The sequence below is a fragment of the Bdellovibrio sp. HCB290 genome (genome assembly GCF_047305925.1).
Lineage (GTDB): Bacteria > Bdellovibrionota > Bdellovibrionia > Bdellovibrionales > Bdellovibrionaceae > Bdellovibrio.
Genome location: NZ_CP178620.1, coordinates 2,748,580 through 2,766,615, shown reverse-complemented (window position 1 = coordinate 2,766,615; position 18,036 = coordinate 2,748,580). Strand labels below are relative to the sequence as shown.

Annotated in this window: 18 protein-coding genes; 13 read left to right on the top strand and 5 right to left on the bottom strand. The window is 46.4% G+C overall.

All coding sequences use genetic code 11. The features are described 5' to 3' along the window. Positions 1 to 33 precede the first annotated feature (33 nt). Complete coding sequence (locus tag ACLVWU_RS13595) at positions 34 to 675, top strand: hypothetical protein (protein ID WP_413575346.1); 642 nt, start codon at positions 34 to 36, stop codon at positions 673 to 675. Continuing rightward, positions 672 to 1,865: an RsmB/NOP family class I SAM-dependent RNA methyltransferase gene (locus tag ACLVWU_RS13590; protein ID WP_413575344.1), complete on the top strand. Its 1,194-nt coding sequence runs from the start codon at positions 672 to 674 to the stop codon at positions 1,863 to 1,865. Before ACLVWU_RS13595 ends, ACLVWU_RS13590 begins: the two co-directional genes overlap by 4 nt. 3 nt (positions 1,866 to 1,868) lie before the next feature. On the opposite strand, the gene infA is transcribed toward ACLVWU_RS13590, so the two are convergent. Together infA and ACLVWU_RS13580 are read right to left on the bottom strand one after the other, a co-directional pair. After that, positions 1,869 to 2,090, bottom strand: a complete 222-nt coding sequence (gene infA / locus ACLVWU_RS13585) for a translation initiation factor IF-1 (RefSeq protein WP_413575343.1) — start codon at positions 2,088 to 2,090, stop codon at positions 1,869 to 1,871. A gap of 68 nt (positions 2,091 to 2,158) precedes the next feature. Beyond that, the gene (locus ACLVWU_RS13580; RefSeq protein WP_413575342.1) at positions 2,159 to 2,479 is read right to left on the bottom strand and encodes an RNA recognition motif domain-containing protein; all 321 of its coding nucleotides are present in this window, start codon (positions 2,477 to 2,479) and stop codon (positions 2,159 to 2,161) included. A 321-nt stretch (positions 2,480 to 2,800) separates the two neighbouring features. Between ACLVWU_RS13580 and ACLVWU_RS13575 the strand changes: the two genes are divergently transcribed. Then, positions 2,801 to 3,382 carry a hypothetical protein gene (locus tag ACLVWU_RS13575; RefSeq protein ID WP_413575340.1) on the top strand — a complete coding sequence of 194 codons (582 nt, stop codon included), beginning with the start codon at positions 2,801 to 2,803 and terminating at the stop codon, positions 3,380 to 3,382. A gap of 45 nt (positions 3,383 to 3,427) precedes the next feature. Here the strand turns inward: ACLVWU_RS13575 and ACLVWU_RS13570 are convergent, their stop codons facing one another. From ACLVWU_RS13570 to ACLVWU_RS13560, 3 genes are all read right to left on the bottom strand, one after another. Next, positions 3,428 to 4,354, bottom strand: a complete 927-nt coding sequence (locus ACLVWU_RS13570) for a hypothetical protein (RefSeq protein ID WP_413575339.1) — start codon at positions 4,352 to 4,354, stop codon at positions 3,428 to 3,430. A 53-nt stretch (positions 4,355 to 4,407) separates the two neighbouring features. Beyond that, positions 4,408 to 4,779, bottom strand: a complete 372-nt coding sequence (locus tag ACLVWU_RS13565) for an AgmX/PglI C-terminal domain-containing protein (RefSeq protein WP_413575338.1) — start codon at positions 4,777 to 4,779, stop codon at positions 4,408 to 4,410. A 265-nt stretch (positions 4,780 to 5,044) separates the two neighbouring features. Further along, entirely contained in the window at positions 5,045 to 5,812 is a 768-nt protein-coding gene (locus ACLVWU_RS13560; protein ID WP_413575337.1) for a hypothetical protein, read from the bottom strand. A gap of 110 nt (positions 5,813 to 5,922) precedes the next feature. On the opposite strand from ACLVWU_RS13560, the gene lgt reads away from it, so the two are divergent. The 10 genes from lgt (at position 5,923) to ACLVWU_RS13510 (ending at position 18,026) form a co-directional block, all read left to right on the top strand. Continuing rightward, the gene (lgt, locus tag ACLVWU_RS13555; protein ID WP_413575335.1) at positions 5,923 to 6,981 is read left to right on the top strand and encodes a prolipoprotein diacylglyceryl transferase; all 1,059 of its coding nucleotides are present in this window, start codon (positions 5,923 to 5,925) and stop codon (positions 6,979 to 6,981) included. Positions 6,982 to 7,144: 163 nt separating this feature from the next. Continuing rightward, positions 7,145 to 7,438, top strand: coding sequence for a BrnT family toxin (locus ACLVWU_RS13550; RefSeq protein ID WP_413575333.1), 294 nt, complete (start codon positions 7,145 to 7,147; stop codon positions 7,436 to 7,438). Next, the gene (locus tag ACLVWU_RS13545) at positions 7,435 to 7,677 is read left to right on the top strand and encodes a CopG family transcriptional regulator (protein WP_413575332.1); all 243 of its coding nucleotides are present in this window, start codon (positions 7,435 to 7,437) and stop codon (positions 7,675 to 7,677) included. The genes ACLVWU_RS13550 and ACLVWU_RS13545 overlap by 4 nt, the downstream gene beginning before the upstream one ends. 111 nt (positions 7,678 to 7,788) lie before the next feature. After that, positions 7,789 to 10,911 (top strand): hypothetical protein, encoded by a 3,123-nt coding sequence (locus tag ACLVWU_RS13540; protein WP_413575331.1) that lies wholly within the window; start codon positions 7,789 to 7,791, stop codon positions 10,909 to 10,911. A 10-nt stretch (positions 10,912 to 10,921) separates the two neighbouring features. Beyond that, positions 10,922 to 13,855, top strand: coding sequence for a S8 family serine peptidase (locus tag ACLVWU_RS13535; protein WP_413575330.1), 2,934 nt, complete (start codon positions 10,922 to 10,924; stop codon positions 13,853 to 13,855). Positions 13,856 to 13,985: 130 nt separating this feature from the next. Beyond that, positions 13,986 to 14,729, top strand: coding sequence for a hypothetical protein (locus ACLVWU_RS13530; protein ID WP_413575329.1), 744 nt, complete (start codon positions 13,986 to 13,988; stop codon positions 14,727 to 14,729). A gap of 421 nt (positions 14,730 to 15,150) precedes the next feature. Beyond that, a complete protein-coding gene (locus tag ACLVWU_RS13525) occupies positions 15,151 to 15,597 on the top strand; it encodes a DUF3299 domain-containing protein (protein ID WP_413575328.1) in 447 nt (148 codons plus the stop codon). Between the two features lie 8 nt (positions 15,598 to 15,605). Then, positions 15,606 to 16,085, top strand: coding sequence for a ZrgA family zinc uptake protein (locus ACLVWU_RS13520; RefSeq protein ID WP_413575326.1), 480 nt, complete (start codon positions 15,606 to 15,608; stop codon positions 16,083 to 16,085). Then, complete coding sequence (locus tag ACLVWU_RS13515) at positions 16,075 to 16,767, top strand: ABC transporter ATP-binding protein (RefSeq protein ID WP_413575324.1); 693 nt, start codon at positions 16,075 to 16,077, stop codon at positions 16,765 to 16,767. The genes ACLVWU_RS13520 and ACLVWU_RS13515 overlap by 11 nt, the downstream gene beginning before the upstream one ends. Beyond that, positions 16,767 to 18,026, top strand: a complete 1,260-nt coding sequence (locus ACLVWU_RS13510) for an ABC transporter permease (RefSeq protein WP_413575323.1) — start codon at positions 16,767 to 16,769, stop codon at positions 18,024 to 18,026. Before ACLVWU_RS13515 ends, ACLVWU_RS13510 begins: the two co-directional genes overlap by 1 nt. The last annotated feature ends 10 nt before the right edge of the window (positions 18,027 to 18,036 follow it).

Here is an 18,036-nt window from a genome sequence, read left to right as displayed (position 1 = left end):
TTGGCTATGATAATGGGTGAGTACGAGGTGTTTATGAAGAACGTTTTTTCCGTAATTTTGCCCCTATTTCTGATGACGACATATGCTTCAGCACAGCAACCGGTGGTTGGCCGTGATGCAGCGGCGAAATATTTTCAAAAAGACACTCAGGACGACACCACCTATGTGGAGGGCGGCGGTAGCACTAACAATGGTCCGTCGGATCACTATCTGGCTTTGCACTATGGCCGTTACATGGCTTCACAATCCTACGATTGGGGTAAGAACGGTCAGGAAGACGACGTTGGCAAAAACAGCTTCGGTGTCACTTACAGAGTAGGCGAGTGGTACAACTCGATGGATCTGGCATTGCGTATGGAATACAACGACTACGAAGTCGGTGGCGAGAATCCCAGCAAGATTTCATTCCTGCCGGTGATCATGTTCCCGGATGCGAGCTCACGTTTTCCACTTTATTTCGGCGCGGGTGCGGGTTTGGGTATTTTCATGAAGCAAACCAACTCTAAATCAATGCTCACATTGGATTACCAACTGTTGGCTGGTGCACGCTTTTTCAATGTCTTTGAAAGTACTGGATTCTTCATTGAGGCTGGGTTAAGAAATTCCCTGTTTTTGCTCTCTTCAGGGCAGCTTAATGGAACCTTTTTAGCCGCTGGCTTGGTATTTACATTTTGAAAATTCACAGACATCTCGCAGAGGCCGTTGTTAATGGTTTGGAAGAAATCTTCGATCAGAACAAATACGCCGATAAAGTAATTCAATACAACCTTAAGGGGCACTCCAAGTGGGGGTCCCGTGATCGCAAATTTTTTGCTGAAACTGTTTACGAAGTGGTGCGCTGGTACCGCTTGCTGGAATTCATGGGCCAAAGTGGCGACATGTGGCGCATCGTGGGTATTCAGTGGTTGCGCATGGGGTACGATCTTCCACCAGATTGGGAAGAGTTCGAAGGTTTGAATTACGATTTCATCAAAGCCCGCGAAAAAGAAGCGCAGGAAAGATTCCCGGTGGCTCAATCCATTCCTGATTGGATGGATGCTCGTGGTCGTCAGGAATTGGGCGATGTCTGGGAAAAAGTTGTTAAAGCATTGAATAAGCCCGCTGAAGTTTTCATGCGTGTGAATGCTTTAAAATTCACGCTTGATCAAGTGATCGAGGAACTTAAAAAAGCCGAGATCGAAGCATTGCCGGTTTCTCCGGATTTGCCTTACGCACTAAAACTTAAAGAGCGTCGTAACGTGTTCATCACTGAAGCCTTCCGTAAAGGCATGTTCGAAGTGCAAGATGCGGCTTCGCAAATGGTTGTGCCGATGCTTGACGTGCAACCGGGTCAGCGTGTGGTTGATGCCTGCGCGGGAGCTGGTGGTAAATCTTTGCACATCGCTTCGTTGATGAAAAACAAGGGCCGCATCATCTCTATGGATATCCACGAGTGGAAACTGCAAGAGTTGAAAGTGCGTGCTCGCCGTAACGGTATTGATATCATTGAAACCCGTGTGATTGATTCCAGCAAGGTGATCAAACGTCTGCATGAAGAAGCCGATCGCGTGTTGTTGGATGTGCCATGTTCAGGGATGGGTGTGCTTCGCCGCAATCCAGATTCAAAATGGAAATTGACGGAAGAGGAAATCGCCCGTCTGCAAACGCTGCAGTATGAGCTTTTGACTTCTTATTCGAAGATGACCAAAAAAGGCGGCAAGATGGTTTATGCCACTTGCAGTTTGTTGCCTTCTGAAAATGAAAAACAAATTGCGCGCTTTATGAGTGAGCATGGTGAAGGATGGACTCTTGAAAAAGAGGTTCACCTGCGTCCTGACCGTGAAGGCTTTGACGGCTTTTACGCCGCCTTGCTAATCAGAAAATAATTACTAGAATTTGTGACGATGAAGAATGAGGCCGTGAGTAGGGTCATAGGGGGAAACTCCCACTGTGACTCGGTCGCCGACAACAACTTTGATGTTGAAGCGCTTCATTTTTCCGCACAGGCGGGCTCTGATTTCCACGCCATTTTCAAGATTCACGGTGTAGTTACCACCGGCATTCAGATCTGTTATTTTACCGTCTACATTGACCAAATCGTCTTTTGCCATTGATCCTCCAGGTGTTGTGAAAAAAAAAGGGACTTGCGCACGGCAAATCCCCATAGGATCTAAAAAAACTAGTAAGAACGACGTGCGCCGCCGCCGAAACCACCGCGACCGCCACCACGAGAGTTGCCACCCATGCGTTTTTCCTGAGGCTTCGCTTCAGAGATATTCATCGCGCGCCCACCAAGATCCATACCATTCAATTTTTCAATTGCAGTATTAGCTTCGTTATCAGATTCCATTTCAACAAAGGCGAAACCTTTGCTGCGACCTGTATCACGATCAGTGATGATGTTTGCGGAAAGAACAGTTCCGTGTGCTGCAAAGACAGAAGTCAGTTGATCAGAGTCCGTCGAAAAAGAAAGGTTGCCGACGTATATTTTTTTTCCCATTGTGTGCCTCCTAAAAAAGCTGGGGCCATTCGCAGAAGACAAAAGGAAATCTAATGAACTGGTGTGAACGGATGTGTGAGGGCAGTAGAACACGCCGCACGGCGAATAGATATGCTTATTAGATGAACAGCAAAAATAGGGGCCATCTCTGTCTCCGAGGATTTGAGTAAGGAAATGCATTCACTTTCTAGTCAAAGGACGCATCTGGCTTCATCAGCGAACACCTGTAATATGCTCGACCAAGATCCAATAATAACAGCCGAACAATTAAGAGTGCTTAACAGATTTCAGTCAAAATCCAGACAATCCGATCAGAATGATATGAAAACGATCGCGTTTCTTGTCATTCTGATTTCAATTGCTGTGGCCCCACAGGCACATGCTGAATTCATGCTGGACGTGTCGGGTTCGTATATTTCTGAGAATACCAGTTCCACCGACGTCAAAGACGATGCGACGAAATACTACTACAACATGACCGGATATTTGCGTCTGGCAAAAAAATGGTGGGCCGGGTGGAGCTATCTGGGAATCAACATGACTGGCACCTCTAATGCCACAGGCTCATCAGTTCCAACATCTTTCCAAACTTCTGATACGGGTCCCGCGATTAAGTATTTTTTTGGTAAGGGCGAAGTCTTCAGCATGAGTGCAAACTTCAACGTGCTAGCTAAAGGAACTTATAAAAACGTAGTCACCAGCAGTACGGAAGCGTGGACCGGAACCAGCTACATGGTTGGCTTCAGCATAATGCCAGAAATTAAATCTGGCTTCCGCATGGGAGTGGGGTTGAATTACTACCACGCGGCCTACAGCAAAAAAACTGTCGATGGTACCGAGACTTCTGAATCCAATACGAAGACTTGGTTGTTTCCGACGCTTTCGTTAAGCAAATCCTGGTAGAAGTATCCGGAGAGCACGGATAGTCGGTTCTTTCTTAGGAACGATTCAAGATAGTTCTGTCAAATCCAAGTTTTTTATAAAAGCCCGGATTTCTGAATTTTTGTCCTTCTTTAGATAGGCCTCGATTAAAGAATTTGCCTGCTCTCTAAAGTCATTTTTCATCAATTTTTTAATAATTCTAAAGTCATACATTACGAGTGATGAATAGCCGAGAGAACTCAGTTGTAGAAGATTTTGCAGCCGATTATCTATTATTTTCGTTAAGCAATTTGATGCTGCATCGAGTGCTAATACAGAGTAGCCCGGATGCAGATCAAATCTATCGTTCAAGCTGATCGACATACGCTTATCGATTGCTTCTGAATACTTTTTAAAATCATTGGAATGGCCAATATCAAATGCATTTAGTGCCGCAATCGACAGCATAAATATGGATGATTCCTGGTTTAATCTTTCTGGTGCAAAAGTTAAATTGGAAAGAAAGCTTCTAATTTTACCAAGAATACTTTGTTTACTATAAAGACTTTTGAAGATTTTGAAGGCTTCTTCGCTATCAGAAGCCTGTAGGAATAAACTAAATGCTAAAGATTCTTGCACGTCCCTATCATCGGGAGATGAGCGAAGAACTTGCCTCCAACAGTCGATTGAAAATCCGATATCAATATTAGTCAGCATTTCAGCTGCATGTTTTTTAATATTTATATTCTTGGAATCCTTGTTGATTTGTTGTTCCCACAATGCACGTATACCTACGGGCTCGTTTGGGAGCATGAAGTGAACGCTCCATTCCTTCCAAGGAGCATCAGCATCGCTTCGATTTTCTATAATCCATATAATATGCTGTTTTTGCTGTTCGGTGAATAGTTGTCCGGAATGAAAAAGCAGGTCGAGTAGCTTAATTCTGAGGGATAAATCATCTGGGGTAATTTTGAGTTGGGATTCTAAATCTTCAATATCCTGTTTAACTGACATTTTGATTTCTCCAATTACGTTTTTCAATGAGTCTTACTGTAAGCACAAGAACGTTACTTTTTTTGAAATTTAATTGGGAAGTCAAAATCCTTGAGCTCTTCTTTGGAGGAAGTTTGTGGGAACGAGATTCTTTGAATAGTTGATCGTAGGCAATCTTCAACTTTTTCGTCCTTTATTGAGGAGGAGGGAAATGAAACCGAACGAACCTTCCCGGAGCTTTCAATTTTAATTCGAACTGTTAATTGCTGTGATTCTGAATCTATTTTTACAAAACATTCCCGCAGGGAACTTGAATTTGCTTTGATTGTTCTGCGTATTGCATTTCGATCCGCAATCTGAAAATCATGGAATTCCTCGCCGCGACCACCAAGTTCCAATTTACCAAAAGCTAGTGATATTGTCGTTACTAAGAGCAAAATCTTCATGTGCGTCCATTCGTAATTTCAAAGTTAATCCCTAAGAGTGTAAGCCTGAGCAAATTCCAACCCGAGATAGACGACTATGCCGACGATTGGCTTCAAATTGGCCGTAGAAACCAAATAAAGAATGGTTCCAAAAACAGCGGCTCTTAAAATAAATAAAACAATCTTTTTACGGGTTAACTTCATTCAAAACCATAGTTAATGAGATCACCTAAATGATATCAATAAATCTTGTTTTGTTGAGTAAAAAATAGGAGTTGTGGGCTGCTTAAAAGAAGATCTTAATCCCTGACCTGATCCCCGTGCGATCGGTGATCGATTCCACGGTTGTGTTTGGCGCTGTGGTCTTTTGACTTTCTTTGTACCAGGCTCCGAACACGCGAAGGGCTTTAAAGTCTATGAAAGCCCCCGCTTCAGAGTAGTCCTCTTTCACATCACCCAATTGATCGTTGGTGGTGGGGAGGAAATAGCGATACTTGATATCTAAACCAAAATACTTCGTTAGATAAAGCTGCAAGTCCGCCTGCCCAAATTGCTGGCGCAATTTCGTCGCAGGGGTATCGGTCATGTCCCGGGTGCGCATTCCGTAACTTAAAGTGAAGCCGGTGTTTTGCAGGGAATTTCCCAAAAGACGTAAATTGAACATGCCCGCGAGGTCCGTGTAGTTTTCAGGCGCGATGTTGGCGTACTCAAGCCCCAGGCCCACGAATTGGGCGTAGGCCGCGAACTCGCCCGAAAATGTGGTCGCACTTTTATCAGGGGAGCTGCCGTCTTGAACACGCTTGTCGTAGGACAAATAACTTCCCCCCAGCATCAGCTCATAGGGAGAGGGGCTGTTCAAGGAAAGCCACTGATCCATCATTTTGTTTTTCTCTTTTATTGCAAGCCAATCGGTAAGGGACCAACGGCCCTTTTCGCGATCGGCGGCACGCTTGGTCCAATCGAAGCCGCTACTCCATTTTGACGCCGTTTGGGCGTGAGATTGGAAGCCAAAGGACATAATGCATAACAGAAGTAAGAATGAAAATCTGGACATGCTTACATTTTCTCGCTTTATTATGGCTGAGTCTAAAAAAAAGCCCTGTTGAGACACGGGCTGAGACACAAACATGAGACGTAAAAATCTGTCTCAAAGAAGGATGAACAGTGGTTCACGATTTAGATCCCTTTGCTTTAAGAATTTCTGGTGACTTTGGTGTGCGTTGGTATGGCCTGTCTTACATGATGGGTTTCATTTGTGCCTATTTGTTAATCAAATGGCTCGCACAACGCCAACGTGCAGGCTTGAATGCCCAAATGGTAGGCGATTTCATCACATATACGGCCATCGGTACATTGGTGGGCGGCCGCTTGGGGTACGTTTTCTTCTATGGCCCTGATTTGCTATGGAAATTCAAATCTTCCTTTCCTTTTTGGGGCGTCTTGGCCGTCAATGAGGGTGGGATGGCGAGTCATGGCGGTATCATCGGGATCGTCGTTGCGTGCTTGCTTTACGCACGTAAGTACTCTGTGAACGCAACATACCTGTTCGATCTGGTTGCAGTAGCAGGCCCAGTGGGCGTGTTCTTTGGTCGTATCGCCAATTTCATCAATGGTGAGTTGGTAGGGCGTCCTTGCGATCCTTCATACCCATTGGCAGTGAAGTTCCCACAAGACATCGAAATGTGGCCTTCTCAAGAGTTCACTCGTTTGAATGACTTGAGCTCTGTAGTTGATAAAATCGGCGTATCCCGTGAACAGTGGTTGGAGCTTTTGGGCAAATTCCACATGGACCAAGCAGCACGTGAACAAGTGTATGGCACTCTTCATAGAGTGGTGTTGGCAATTCAAGAAGGCAACACAGCTGCAAAAGCTGCGATCGAGCCACTTTTGACTCCACGTTATCCATCACAACTTTTTGCAGCCGTGGGCGAGGGCTTGTTCCTGTTCGTGGTGTTGTTCTTGTTGTGGAGAAAACCGCGCAAGCCAGGATTTATCGCTTCGATGTTCATCGTGCTTTACGCATTGGTGCGCATTGCTGATGAACACTTCCGCATGCCTGATGCGCAGATCGGTTTCCAATTGTTTGGACTGACACGCGGTCAATGGCTATCCATCGGAATGCTGTGTGTGGGCTTCTTGACGATGTTCATCTGGGGAAGATCCAGCTCACTTAAAATCTCCGGTTGGGGCCGTGGCCAATCCATCCGTTTGAATCGTAAATAGATAATTTCAAAAAAGGGCGGTTTGTAACCGCCCTTTTTTTTGCCCGAAATTCGAACTGAACCCACTCCCAGAGATTCTATAGATAACAATAAAGCACCAGTGATTTTGCATAGTTAAAACTTATGATGAAACAAGTTTTACAATGTAATAACACTGTAGTATTATGGATCTAGTAGAGTTTGAATGGGACGATGCTAAGGCAACTTCCAATCGACGTAAGCATGGTGTCTCTTTCTCGGAAGCAGCAACTGTTTGGAAAGATCAGTGGGCTTTGGAGATTGCTGATCCTGACCATTCAATCTATGAAGATCGTGGGGTACGAATTGGAATGATAGCGGGCTCCAAAGTCTTGGTTGTGGTGTTTACGGAATCTGATCCAGGACTCAAAGTCAGAATCATTTATGCACGTAGAGCGACTCAAAACGAAGAACAGCAATATTTTGCGAGAAGAGTATGAAAAAAGAGTACGATTTTTCAAAAGCAAAACGTGTCCAAAAAAGCAAAGAGGTGAAAGTCATAAAAACTTTCCGTCTTGATCCGGAAGTTTTGAGCTGGCTTGAAGCAGAGGGTGAAAAACAAGGGATGGGCTATCAGACTTTTTTGAATTGGTTCTTGTTGAAGTCCATGAACTCCCAGGAAAGTTTTGAAGATCGTCTGGCGAAACTGGAGTCAGCGATATTTAAAAAGAAAGCATAGCCAGAAGTTCGTCTCCGTTTCGTTTTGTGGCTGCGCGTCGTTTTCGTGAACCGTCGGTGTCACATTGGCTTGGCATGATTTGAGCAAAGGTCCCTTCCTCGCGAGGGGATTATGCAAAAATATTTTTCAATACTGACAAGTTTGATCGTCGTTTTCGCTCTGAAAGTGCAAGCGGCTCCCACAGATTTTCCGGGAATGATCGCGGTCAGCACCGATGGTGCGCAGGCTGTGGACGTGGTCGGTCAACAAGGGCAAATTCTTTTACCTGAAGAACTCACGCGCATGGCTAAGAGCCGTCAGGACATTTCAATTCTAAATCCCGCACCTTCAGATCTTTGGCAGGACACGAGCGTTCAACCTTTGAATTCAGCTAACTACACCTTGGGATTGCCTGCAGGAGTGGGTGTTGAGTTCGCCAGTAATACTCCTTCAGTGGTTGGTGAGTTTCGTTTCATCGCGCAACTACAAGTCAATGGAGCCATCGAACAAGTCCAAGTGGTGCTAGGAAAAAAAGCCCACAACATTCTGCTGCGCAAAGCTCTATTAGAGAAACTAGGATATCGCGTGCAACCCGTGCAATGGATGTCCAAACTGCGTGTACGCTTGAATGGTCACGCATCCTTGATGGGATTTATAACCGACATTCAAAATAATACCGAAGGCAATCCAAAGCGCTGGGTGACTAATGATACCAGCAATCCATCTGTCGACTATGTCGATCTACAAGATGTCTTGGTAATGCCTGCAACGCAAACTTTCTACAGTCTTGAAACCGGCGCAATTCCCCCATCAGTGATTCAGGGCCGCCGTGTGATGAATGCGCTGCTTGTGCCGTTTCAACTGGTAGATGTCCCAGAAAGCTTGAACAGTTATTCTTGGGTTACCGGGCGTATTGTGAACAACGCCGTCTATCTGAACTATGAATGGGCGTCGTGGTTCAATCCTTCGTTTCAAGATGCACAGTGGATTTCTCGCAGAATTGCCAGACTTACTTCTCAAGACTGGAGCGAGATCGCACAAGCGTCCCGCGTACCATCAGAAGTTGCCGCTTTGCTGGCAGAGAAAATGAAATCCCGTCGCAACGACTTGATGCAGTTAACGCAGATTTCGGCTGCGAAGCTTGCGGTGAACAGCACCATTTCTTCAGGCTCACGTCTGACTCAAGGAAAACTGACAGCGACTGAGTGGCCAGGCTATGCATCACGCTTTTCTTTTGGCGATCCCGATAACCCACTTTCCACGTCCGAAGTTACGGCCTTCCTAAAATCCCGCGGTATTTCAGCTCTGATTGACTCCGCAATGTCCTACATGAATTCCTTCTTTAATAATAATGACAGCGTTCAAGGACAAGTGAATCAACGCACCTTGGGCAACGTCGTAGATCAGATGATTCAGGAAGCGATCACCGGTCAAAAGAAAAACATTCCATTAGGGATGTATGCAATACCATCTTGGTCGGGAAGAATTCTTTTGTCCCGCGACGTGGTGATCGGTAGCTACATGGGTACCGATAACATGGTGCAAATGGCTGACACCTTTGGCTTTCAAATCACTCCGGGTTTCTTTATCGGCATTCAGGGTTTGAATGGCATCAGTGAAAGTGGTGGAGTCGGTTTGCAACTGCAACGCTCGTACACGCACATCAAGCCTTTAAAAAGTATTAAAGCTGTTAATAAAACCCCTTACCGCAATATGCTGGTGCCATTCCTAAAAAAGAAATGGGCGGCAGAGCTGGATGAGCCTACGATGGTCGACGGGCAAAGCAATCTTTCCTCTATTGCCGATGCTTTGGATAAAGAAATGCAAGTCGGTGAGTCGTTGCTGATTACAGACAGCGTGACCGCACAGGCGGGATTGAATCTGACTTATCCAACATCGCCGTCAGTGCAGCTGCAAACTTCCTTGAATGCGGCACAAATGTTCCTGCACAGAATCCAGATCTACAAAAAAGACAAATACACCTTCCAGATCTACAACGATCCAGGACGTGTTACCAAAGGCAGCGCCTCGGTGGGTTTAACTTCTTATGGTATTCCACTAGTGACCTTCAGCGTGGGTGGCATGAGCGGCAAAGTGAATACCAAGTTCTATACTCTGGTGATCGGCTCTTCTGACACAGATGAAATGGCCCGTAATCTTAAGCAATACGAAACCAACGTACGTATTCTTAAGCAAATCTTCATGAATAACTCTCTGGAGATGTTGAACACTGAGCAAGATCCTACCGTCATTGGTCATGATTTCTCTGAGCGCGACGTGAACTTTGGCTTCTTGTTTTATCAGGCACGCAAAATGTCCCTAAAAGACCGTTTTGAAATCACTTTGCCTGAGGGCGCAAAAACATCAGTACTTTATCGTTCAACCGGCGTGCGTACTGGGAAAGATTACTACTCCCTTTTGATGCAGACGTTGGCGGGCTTCCTGCGTGACAAAACAGGGGCCGACAACATCGTTCTGGATGGTTCACGTAGTGGAAATCCCGGTGACACCGTGATGGGAAGTGCCGTTTCCCGCGTTGTTAACTATCAAGGGACACAAATCGATCCCAAAAACGATGATTCCGGCATTTCACCAAGTTCTGAAGGGGAGTTCGCGCAAGTAGTGCATCAGCACAAGGGCTGGAACATCACCCGTGATAAAGCGTTAAAAATTCTAAAAGAGATGAACGAGGACTTTGGCGTAAAGCTGATTCCGGATGCATCACTGAATGATACTCGCAAGATCCTGCTTTATTCGATCACATTGACGATCAATATGTACAAGCAGGGTCTGTGGAAGCTTGCGACCATGCCGAAAGATCAGGTCGACATGCTGATGGTTTCCTCGATGTCCAAGTGGTGCAATAAGCCTTGGCCGAATGGGGAGTGTGAGCGCGCGCAAAAATCTTATCCGACTCATTTGCGCCGTTTCTTAAGAGCTCAAAAAGAATACATGGAAGTTCGTACATCGAACGGACCCGTGGCAGCGGATCGCGCTTTGACGATGGTGGACTTGGCTGAATCTTATTTCCCGGGCCGAAAACTTATGGAAGTGGTGGGCGAACAAAACATCTTTATCCAGGCTCGTATCCAGGGCTTCCGTGAAAATGATGAATTGGGCGAAACTCCATTGATGGGTAACACCATCGGTGTCGTCGGGGCACGCGCATCCACAGGTCCATTGAACTTTATCCAGCAGAACCTGCAAATTCAGAATGGTGAGTTCTTTATCACCTGGCTGTTGAATCCACTTTAAGAGGTCGTATATGAAACTTTCATCCTTACTTCTGACTCTTTCTTTTGTTTCCTCAGCCCAAGGGGCCCTGGTGGCGGCTTCGCGGGCTTCTTCTAGCAACGATACGCTGGCGAAGTATCAATGGGCTTTGTACGCTGGTGATCACAAAGTACTGCGGGATCAAACTGACATTTGTGCCCGCGAAGTTCGCGCACTGCCAGGAAAAAGTGCTGATGTTGACGGACGAGCTGACGGCTTTCAAAGCGTGATGAAAAAAGACGTTGTTGTCGCTTTGCTTGATAGCGGTGTGGAAATTCAACATGCGGATCTGGCAAAGTCGTTGTATCACAATGATTCCGAATGCGTAAATGGCACGATTCCGTTTAAACCCGAAAAAGATAACGACGGCAATGGCTTTAAAGGCGACTGCACGGGCTGGAACTTTATGGTTCAAGCGGGCAGCAACAACGAAAATATTCCAGAAGATGATTTAGGTCACGGTACGCACGTTGCGGGAATTATCGCCGCGCAAATTGGTAACGGTCTTGGTGTGGCAGGCGCCGCAAGTCGCGTGCGTTTGATGCCGTTGAAAGTAACCGGAGCCTCTGATTCTTCAGCAGCAGGCACATCAGCAAGTGCCGCACTGACGGGCCGAGTGATAAAGGCTCTTCGCTATGCTATTAATAAGCGAGTAGACATTATTAACATCAGCATGGGCTGGCCAGCAGCCACCGATACTCCAGAGTTACGTCAGGTTTTTGACGAAGCTCAGCGTGCGGGAATTTTCATTGTCGCGGCAGCAGGTAATAACAATAACAACAGTTTTAACTTTCCTTGTTCTTATCCTGGAGTTTTGTGTGTTGCAGCCGCTGGCATCGACAATACTTTGACAGGTTTTTCAAATTTTGGTGGCCAAGTGGATATGAGTGCCCCTGGTGAAGAGATTCTTAGTACTTACCCTAATGTTAAAACTCCGGTGAACTTTTCTGTGAAGGGGTATGAGCTTTTGAATGGTACCAGTCAGGCCGCACCGTTTTTAAGTGCAGCAGTGGCGGTTCTTAAGGGGACAATTCCCGGGATTGGTTCTGATGAAATCAGAGCGCGCTTGTTTGCGGCGACCCAAGATCGCGAGGCCGGCAAATTCACGTTGTTCGGGAACTTGAAAATCGCCAAAGCTTTGGCAGCTTCGCCGCAATCTGTTGTTGCGCCAGAATTTAAACAGTTATCGAGAGTGCTGTTTCAAAGTTCTGACGGTCGCATTCAATTTGATATTCCGGTAAAAAACTACTGGCAATCTGAAGGTCAGGTCAGCGTCAAAGTTCAATCTTTGTCCGGCAATGTGCATCTTACTGAAGGTATGGCGCAATCGTTTTCTCTTGCGCAAAACGAGCGTAAAACGCTGACGCTAAAGGGATTCATTCAAAACATGTCGGAGTCGGGAACTGTGCGCCTGCGTGTGACCGTGCAAACTTCTGCTGCAACTCGCACTTTCGAGCATGAATTTGAACTCTCAAGAAACTTAAGAAACGACGGCACGGTAGTTCGAGTTCCATTGGCAGTATCCGCAAATACCAATTCGGCTTCAGCGAAGAACCTTTTAACGGTCAACGACGTACTGGGGATCAGCGATGATCCAGACTACTATTTCACCGAAAACAAAGAGGGCTCGCTGCAACTTTCATTGCTGCAGTTTCAAGGACGTCGTTTGACGCAGAATCTGATCGCACTTCCAGCGGGTACGCGTAATATTCTGAACATCATGAAAGCTCCATTGGCCCCTGGGTTTTCAGGTTTTTGGATTGGCACATTGGCGGCATCCGCAGATGGCAAAACAAAAACTATGACCTATCAGGTGGTGTCAGAAGATTTGCGCTCTGTTCGCAAGATTTCTTTTACACCCGAAACAGTGGTCATGGATAAAGATGCCGTGTCCAGTTTGCACTTTGCATGGCAAGCCGGTGGCGCCTTGGTGCCTGTGTTTTCAACGGTCGGGAAAATTCCCAAGGCAGACATTAATCCCGATCCCTTTCAATTTGAAAACAACAGCCCTCAACGCCGGGTCTTTTATTTGAAGCCCATTCAATCTGGCAGCGAGTGGACATATCAAACCCGCAATTTTGACAACTACAAATTCAATGCTGACTTGCGAGCACAACTAGGTTTGGGATTTCAAGATGACTTGCGTCTGATCTCTCTTCTGCCGCAGTCAAAATACGACTTGGATCGTATTCGCATTCTGTATTCTTATGGCTCTCAGGATTTGCAAAAGTATGTGGTGGTGGAAACCCGTGGCGAATGGTTGGATCAACATAAGTTCGTCGTGCAACCACTTAGTTTTACTTCAACCATGATGTCTAACGGCGTGATGGCCCCAGTGACAGACTTGACTGATGGAGTGGCCGTTAAGAACGCAGCATGGTCCTTCGGTGTTTTTTTGACACCTATTAAGGCGCAGAATTTATTCTTCGATGCGCGCTATCGCAACGAAGGGCAATTCACTTTGCAGTCGTCCAGCACTCAGGATTTGTTGATCAGTTTCGTGCAAAGTTTCCGTCGTGGCGGCGAGTATTTCACCTTTGCGCAAAGCAAAAGTAATTTGATTATGCAGACTAATTCCAGCAACGGACAAACACGTCGCTATGAAAGCTCCATTCACCGTGCCACGTGGCCAGGACTTAGCTCGACGGAACTTCTTTTTCCTGCGGCCGTTGATAGTCAGGGAAAAACAAGTCCCGCGGTCTATGTCGATGCGACTCAATTGTATTCGAACAATGTCTATTTCTGGACGGAAAGTGCAGAAGGGAAATTAGTGGCTCCTGCGAAGCTGAATTTGGATATTCCATCTGAATGTCGCGCGTTGACGCCGCAAAAATTTGAATCCTTCAGCAGAAAGAATCACGCAGTTCTTGTCTGCGGCCGCACAGTCGAAGATTTGGAAATGCGATTGGTGCCTCTGACACTTTAAGACCACTTTAGTCCACGGTTCGAAAAGACACTGAAAGTAATGGCAAACAATTTGCAAACGTAAAAGTAAATCACAAAGCGAAGCAGACACGGTGTCTGTTTCCGCAAAAAATAAAAAAGGGGAATCACAAATGAAAGCGATGAACTACTTTAAGAATACTGTGAAGTTGGGCTTGGTAGCTGCAACGATTACCATGGCAGCATGCGGTGGCGGCGGCGGGGGCGGTGGCTCTGTCAGCACCGGAAGTGTTTATTACACACACGAAGAACTTGCGAACGAGTTTGTGAAAAGAGCTTATACTGACGCAGGTGTGAATCTGACTTTGGTGAAAGCAACGACGAACTCTGCTGGTTATATTGTGGTGGACTACCATGGCAATACACAAGCGGTGTATATTGATGATTGGTCTGTTGGTGAAAACATCCACGACTATATCTACTCTCAAAAATGGTATGATGTTTCTTATATCGGCAATGGCTACTACCAAGATGCTTCTGGTTACGTGTACGAGGAATCTACAACATCGAACAAGGATCTTGCGAAAATCACAGCGATGAAACAAGCGTTGGATATCAATGAATCTGCAAAAGGCATTCAGGCGCAGTTTGGTTTAAGCTCAGAGCGTTCTCAAACATTGGCTCGCCTAGCTGTTCAATTGAAGAACAATCCAAAAGCCAGCATGACAGACGCAGACTACGATGCGTACACAAAAGAAATCATCGGCAGCTCTTATAATGAATTGAAAAGAGCAATGGTGAAGCAATCTCAAGGTGACTACAGCGATGTAGGTGCATTGGTAGAAAAAGCGGCTCAAGCCAACGGCGTGGGTCCAGAACAAGTAACTCAAATCCTGACTTCTTTGATCGCTCAGTAGTAAGGCACACCGCATTCGAAAGAGGCGAGCTTGATGCTCGCCTTTTTTTTGAGGTCAGTCATTGCGACGCAGAACCTAGACACTATGCGCATAATTGCCGAAGTGCCAGATAGCGTTCTTTTTGTGGTCAATCATATCGAAGCGAAGTCCCAAATATTTTGCTGCCACGGTTTCTTAGACACGCTATGAATTTCAAGAGTAAGTGATCTTTTTTAGGCAAAAACCATCAAGAATTGCCTCCTTTTTAGTCTGATTTTTCGACAATATGAAAGACTTTACCGTCTCCGAAAAGAAGGCCACTTTGGCCTCTGAAATTCGGAGCTTTCCGCTCGTATTTAGGGCCGCATGGTATTCGAAAACACAGCACTCATGTTCTAGTAAAGCTATTGCAATTCAGGGGGCAGGGGTCTTTAATTAGAGTATGAAGAAGTGGCTGGTACCGGGAATCCTCATCTTAGTTGTTATCATCAGTGTGGCTGTTTATCAGGTGCTGAGTGATGGCCCGAATTATTCAGGCGCTTCTTTGGATTGGCGGCAACTGGGTGAGTTGGACTACATCACCGGAAAAGCGCCGGCAGAACTACTGGCCTTGAACAATCAGCCGGTGAAGTTGCCAGGTTTTATGGTGCCCCTTGAGGACGAGCAACGACAGGTTGTGGAGTTTCTTTTGGTGCCCAGTTCTCAGGCGTGCATCCACGTTCCAGCTCCGCCGCCGAATCAGATGGTATTTGTGAAAATGAAAAAGGGTGTGCCAGCAATACAGGGCCCGATCTGGGTGTATGGCACGTTGAAACTCGTAACCAAGCAGTCGATGTACGGTGACGCATCCTTCGAAATAACGGGTGAGGCCATTGAGCCTTACAAATAGGAGGTAATATGTTCAAGGTACTTTTCATTTCAGTGGTTACTTTGGCCGCACTGGAATCACAAGCCCATGCCCATGGAGTGGCAACAATAGATGTTGCGTTCGATGGCAAGAACGGAAAAATCCAGTTTCATGCGCCAGCTTCCAGCATCTACGGTTTTGAATACGAAGCTAAGTCTGCTAAGGATAAGGCCAGTAAGGAAGCGGGTCTGAAAAAATTTAATGATAAAGTGAATGACTTGTTTCAGTTTGCAGCGGACAACAAGTGTGAAGTGAAGATGGACTATAATGAAGTCGTGCAAAAAGACAAGCACGCCGACGTGAATGCCACCTACAATGTCAGCTGTGAAGTGGCGCCTGCCGGCACAGCAGTGACCTTGGGAGTTCAGGATGTGTTTAAACGAGTCAAGGCCGTCAAGGTCAACGTGATCTCAGGCGACACACAGAAGTCCCAGGAAGTTAAGAAGAGCGGAGAAAAGGTTGAGCTCTAGTGAGTCTTTGATTGAAATACATAATCTGGAATACACCTATGCGGGTGATAAGAAGCCTACACTGGTGATTCCGGAATTTAAAGTGCAAAAGGGCGAGGAGCTTTTTTTGTACGGACCCAGTGGTACCGGAAAAACCACTTTGCTTGAAGTTCTGGCGGGAGTCATTCTGCCAAGCAAGGGCAGCGTGAAGATTCTGGGGCGTGATCTGGCAACGATGCGCTCTGCAGATCGTGATGCCTTCCGCGCTGAACACATGGGTTATGTTTTTCAAAGCTTCAATCTGATTCCGTATCTATCTGTGATCGAAAATATCGAATTGCCATTGCATCTTAGTCCCGTGCGCAAATCGCGCCTGGGCAGTGTGGACACCGACATGGTCATCCGTGCTTTGTGTGGTAATTTGGGTATTGGTGACTTGCTTGATAAAAAAGTCACTGAACTAAGCGTGGGTCAACAGCAGCGTGTTGCCGTGGCGCGGGCTTTGTTGGGGAAACCTGACTTGTTGTTGGCGGATGAGCCAACATCGGCACTCGATGCCGACCATCGCGAGAAATTTTTGAAGCTGCTATTTGATCTTTCCGAACTTTATGGCACGACCGTGGTTTTTGTATCCCATGATCGTGGTATCGAGAATTTATTTACCCGCTCATTGTCTCTTGAGTCGATTAACAGGACATCGTGATGATCTTCTTGAACCTGGCCATTAAATCACTGAAGAATCGCGCTTTCGCGACGACCATGACGGTTCTTTCCATCGCCTTGAGTGTTACGTTGTTTTTATCCGTCCAGCGCGCTCACCGAGCGGCACAGGAGGGGTTCACTCAGACGATCTCCAAAACGGATTTGATTGTGGGGGCTCGCAGTGGTCCGTTGCAATTGATCCTGTACACAGTTTTCAATATGGGAACTCCCACACAGAATGTATCTTTTGAATCCTATCAGGATTTGCAAAAACATCCGGAAGTGGCGTGGACGATTCCTTATTCCCTGGGGGACAGCCATCGCGGATTCCGCGTGGTGGGCACGAACGGGGATTTCTTTAAGCACTATCATTTCCGCGGCGACCAAAAAGTGACCCTGCAATCCGGTAAAGTGATCGACGGGCTTTGGGATGTCGTTGTGGGTTCAGAAGTGGCCCATCAATTGGGATATCACCTGGGTGACAGTATCGTTATTTCCCATGGTGTGACTAAAGGGGAGGCCGTGGTTAAGCACGATCGCCGCCCTTTCAAAATTTCCGGCATCATGGCAAGCACTGGGACTCCACTGGATCGCTCCGTGTATGTCAGTCTTGAAGGTATGGAAGCTTTGCACATGGACTGGCAGGATGGCGCAGTTCCCAGCAAAGAAACTCCTGCTTCCCAGATTAAAAAGGAAAACATCAAAGTCGATAACATCACAGCATTCTTCGTGGGTGCAAAATCGCGCATTTCAACTTTGAAGTTGCAGCGTGAAATCAATGAATACAAAAAAGAACCATTGCTGGCGATCATCCCGGGTGCGACGTTAAGTGAACTGTGGAATGGTTTGTCCTATGTGGAAAATGTTTTGCGCATTATTTCCTGGATGGTGTTGGCCGTGGGCTTTATGGGTATGTTGATTGCCTTGACGACGACCTTAAACGAGCGCCGTCGGGAAATGGCGATCTTACGTGCGGTGGGTGCAAGACCGGGCCAAATAGTGGGTCTGCTGGTTTTTGAATCTGCGGTACTAACTATCACTGGTGTTGTTTCCGGTGTGATTATTTCCTTAGCGCTGACAGAGTCTTTGAAGCCCTGGTTGCAAAACAGCTTTGGACTGTATTTGGAAGGCTCGGCTATCACTGCTGAAGAGCTTGTCTATATATTTATGGCGATCTTCGCGGGTATCGTGATTGGACTGATTCCGGCCCTTCGTGCACAGAAACAGGCCCTTAAAGACGGACTGAGCGTTCGCGTCTAACAATCCTGAC

Excerpts from the sequence above, each read along its gene's own strand:
- ACLVWU_RS13595 (WP_413575346.1), top strand. The coding sequence starts at position 34 with ATGAAGAACGTTTTTTCCGTAATTTTGCCCCTATTTCTGATGACGACA.
- infA (WP_413575343.1), bottom strand. The coding sequence starts at position 2,090 with ATGGCAAAAGACGATTTGGTCAATGTAGACGGTAAAATAACAGATCTG.
- ACLVWU_RS13580 (WP_413575342.1), bottom strand. The coding sequence starts at position 2,479 with ATGGGAAAAAAAATATACGTCGGCAACCTTTCTTTTTCGACGGACTCT.
- ACLVWU_RS13575 (WP_413575340.1), top strand. The coding sequence starts at position 2,801 with ATGAAAACGATCGCGTTTCTTGTCATTCTGATTTCAATTGCTGTGGCC.
- ACLVWU_RS13570 (WP_413575339.1), bottom strand. The coding sequence starts at position 4,354 with ATGTCAGTTAAACAGGATATTGAAGATTTAGAATCCCAACTCAAAATT.
- ACLVWU_RS13565 (WP_413575338.1), bottom strand. The coding sequence starts at position 4,779 with ATGAAGATTTTGCTCTTAGTAACGACAATATCACTAGCTTTTGGTAAA.
- ACLVWU_RS13560 (WP_413575337.1), bottom strand. The coding sequence starts at position 5,812 with ATGTCCAGATTTTCATTCTTACTTCTGTTATGCATTATGTCCTTTGGC.
- ACLVWU_RS13550 (WP_413575333.1), top strand. The coding sequence starts at position 7,145 with ATGGATCTAGTAGAGTTTGAATGGGACGATGCTAAGGCAACTTCCAAT.
- ACLVWU_RS13545 (WP_413575332.1), top strand. The coding sequence starts at position 7,435 with ATGAAAAAAGAGTACGATTTTTCAAAAGCAAAACGTGTCCAAAAAAGC.
- ACLVWU_RS13540 (WP_413575331.1), top strand. The coding sequence starts at position 7,789 with ATGCAAAAATATTTTTCAATACTGACAAGTTTGATCGTCGTTTTCGCT.
- ACLVWU_RS13535 (WP_413575330.1), top strand. The coding sequence starts at position 10,922 with ATGAAACTTTCATCCTTACTTCTGACTCTTTCTTTTGTTTCCTCAGCC.
- ACLVWU_RS13530 (WP_413575329.1), top strand. The coding sequence starts at position 13,986 with ATGAAAGCGATGAACTACTTTAAGAATACTGTGAAGTTGGGCTTGGTA.
- ACLVWU_RS13525 (WP_413575328.1), top strand. The coding sequence starts at position 15,151 with ATGAAGAAGTGGCTGGTACCGGGAATCCTCATCTTAGTTGTTATCATC.
- ACLVWU_RS13520 (WP_413575326.1), top strand. The coding sequence starts at position 15,606 with ATGTTCAAGGTACTTTTCATTTCAGTGGTTACTTTGGCCGCACTGGAA.
- ACLVWU_RS13510 (WP_413575323.1), top strand. The coding sequence starts at position 16,767 with ATGATCTTCTTGAACCTGGCCATTAAATCACTGAAGAATCGCGCTTTC.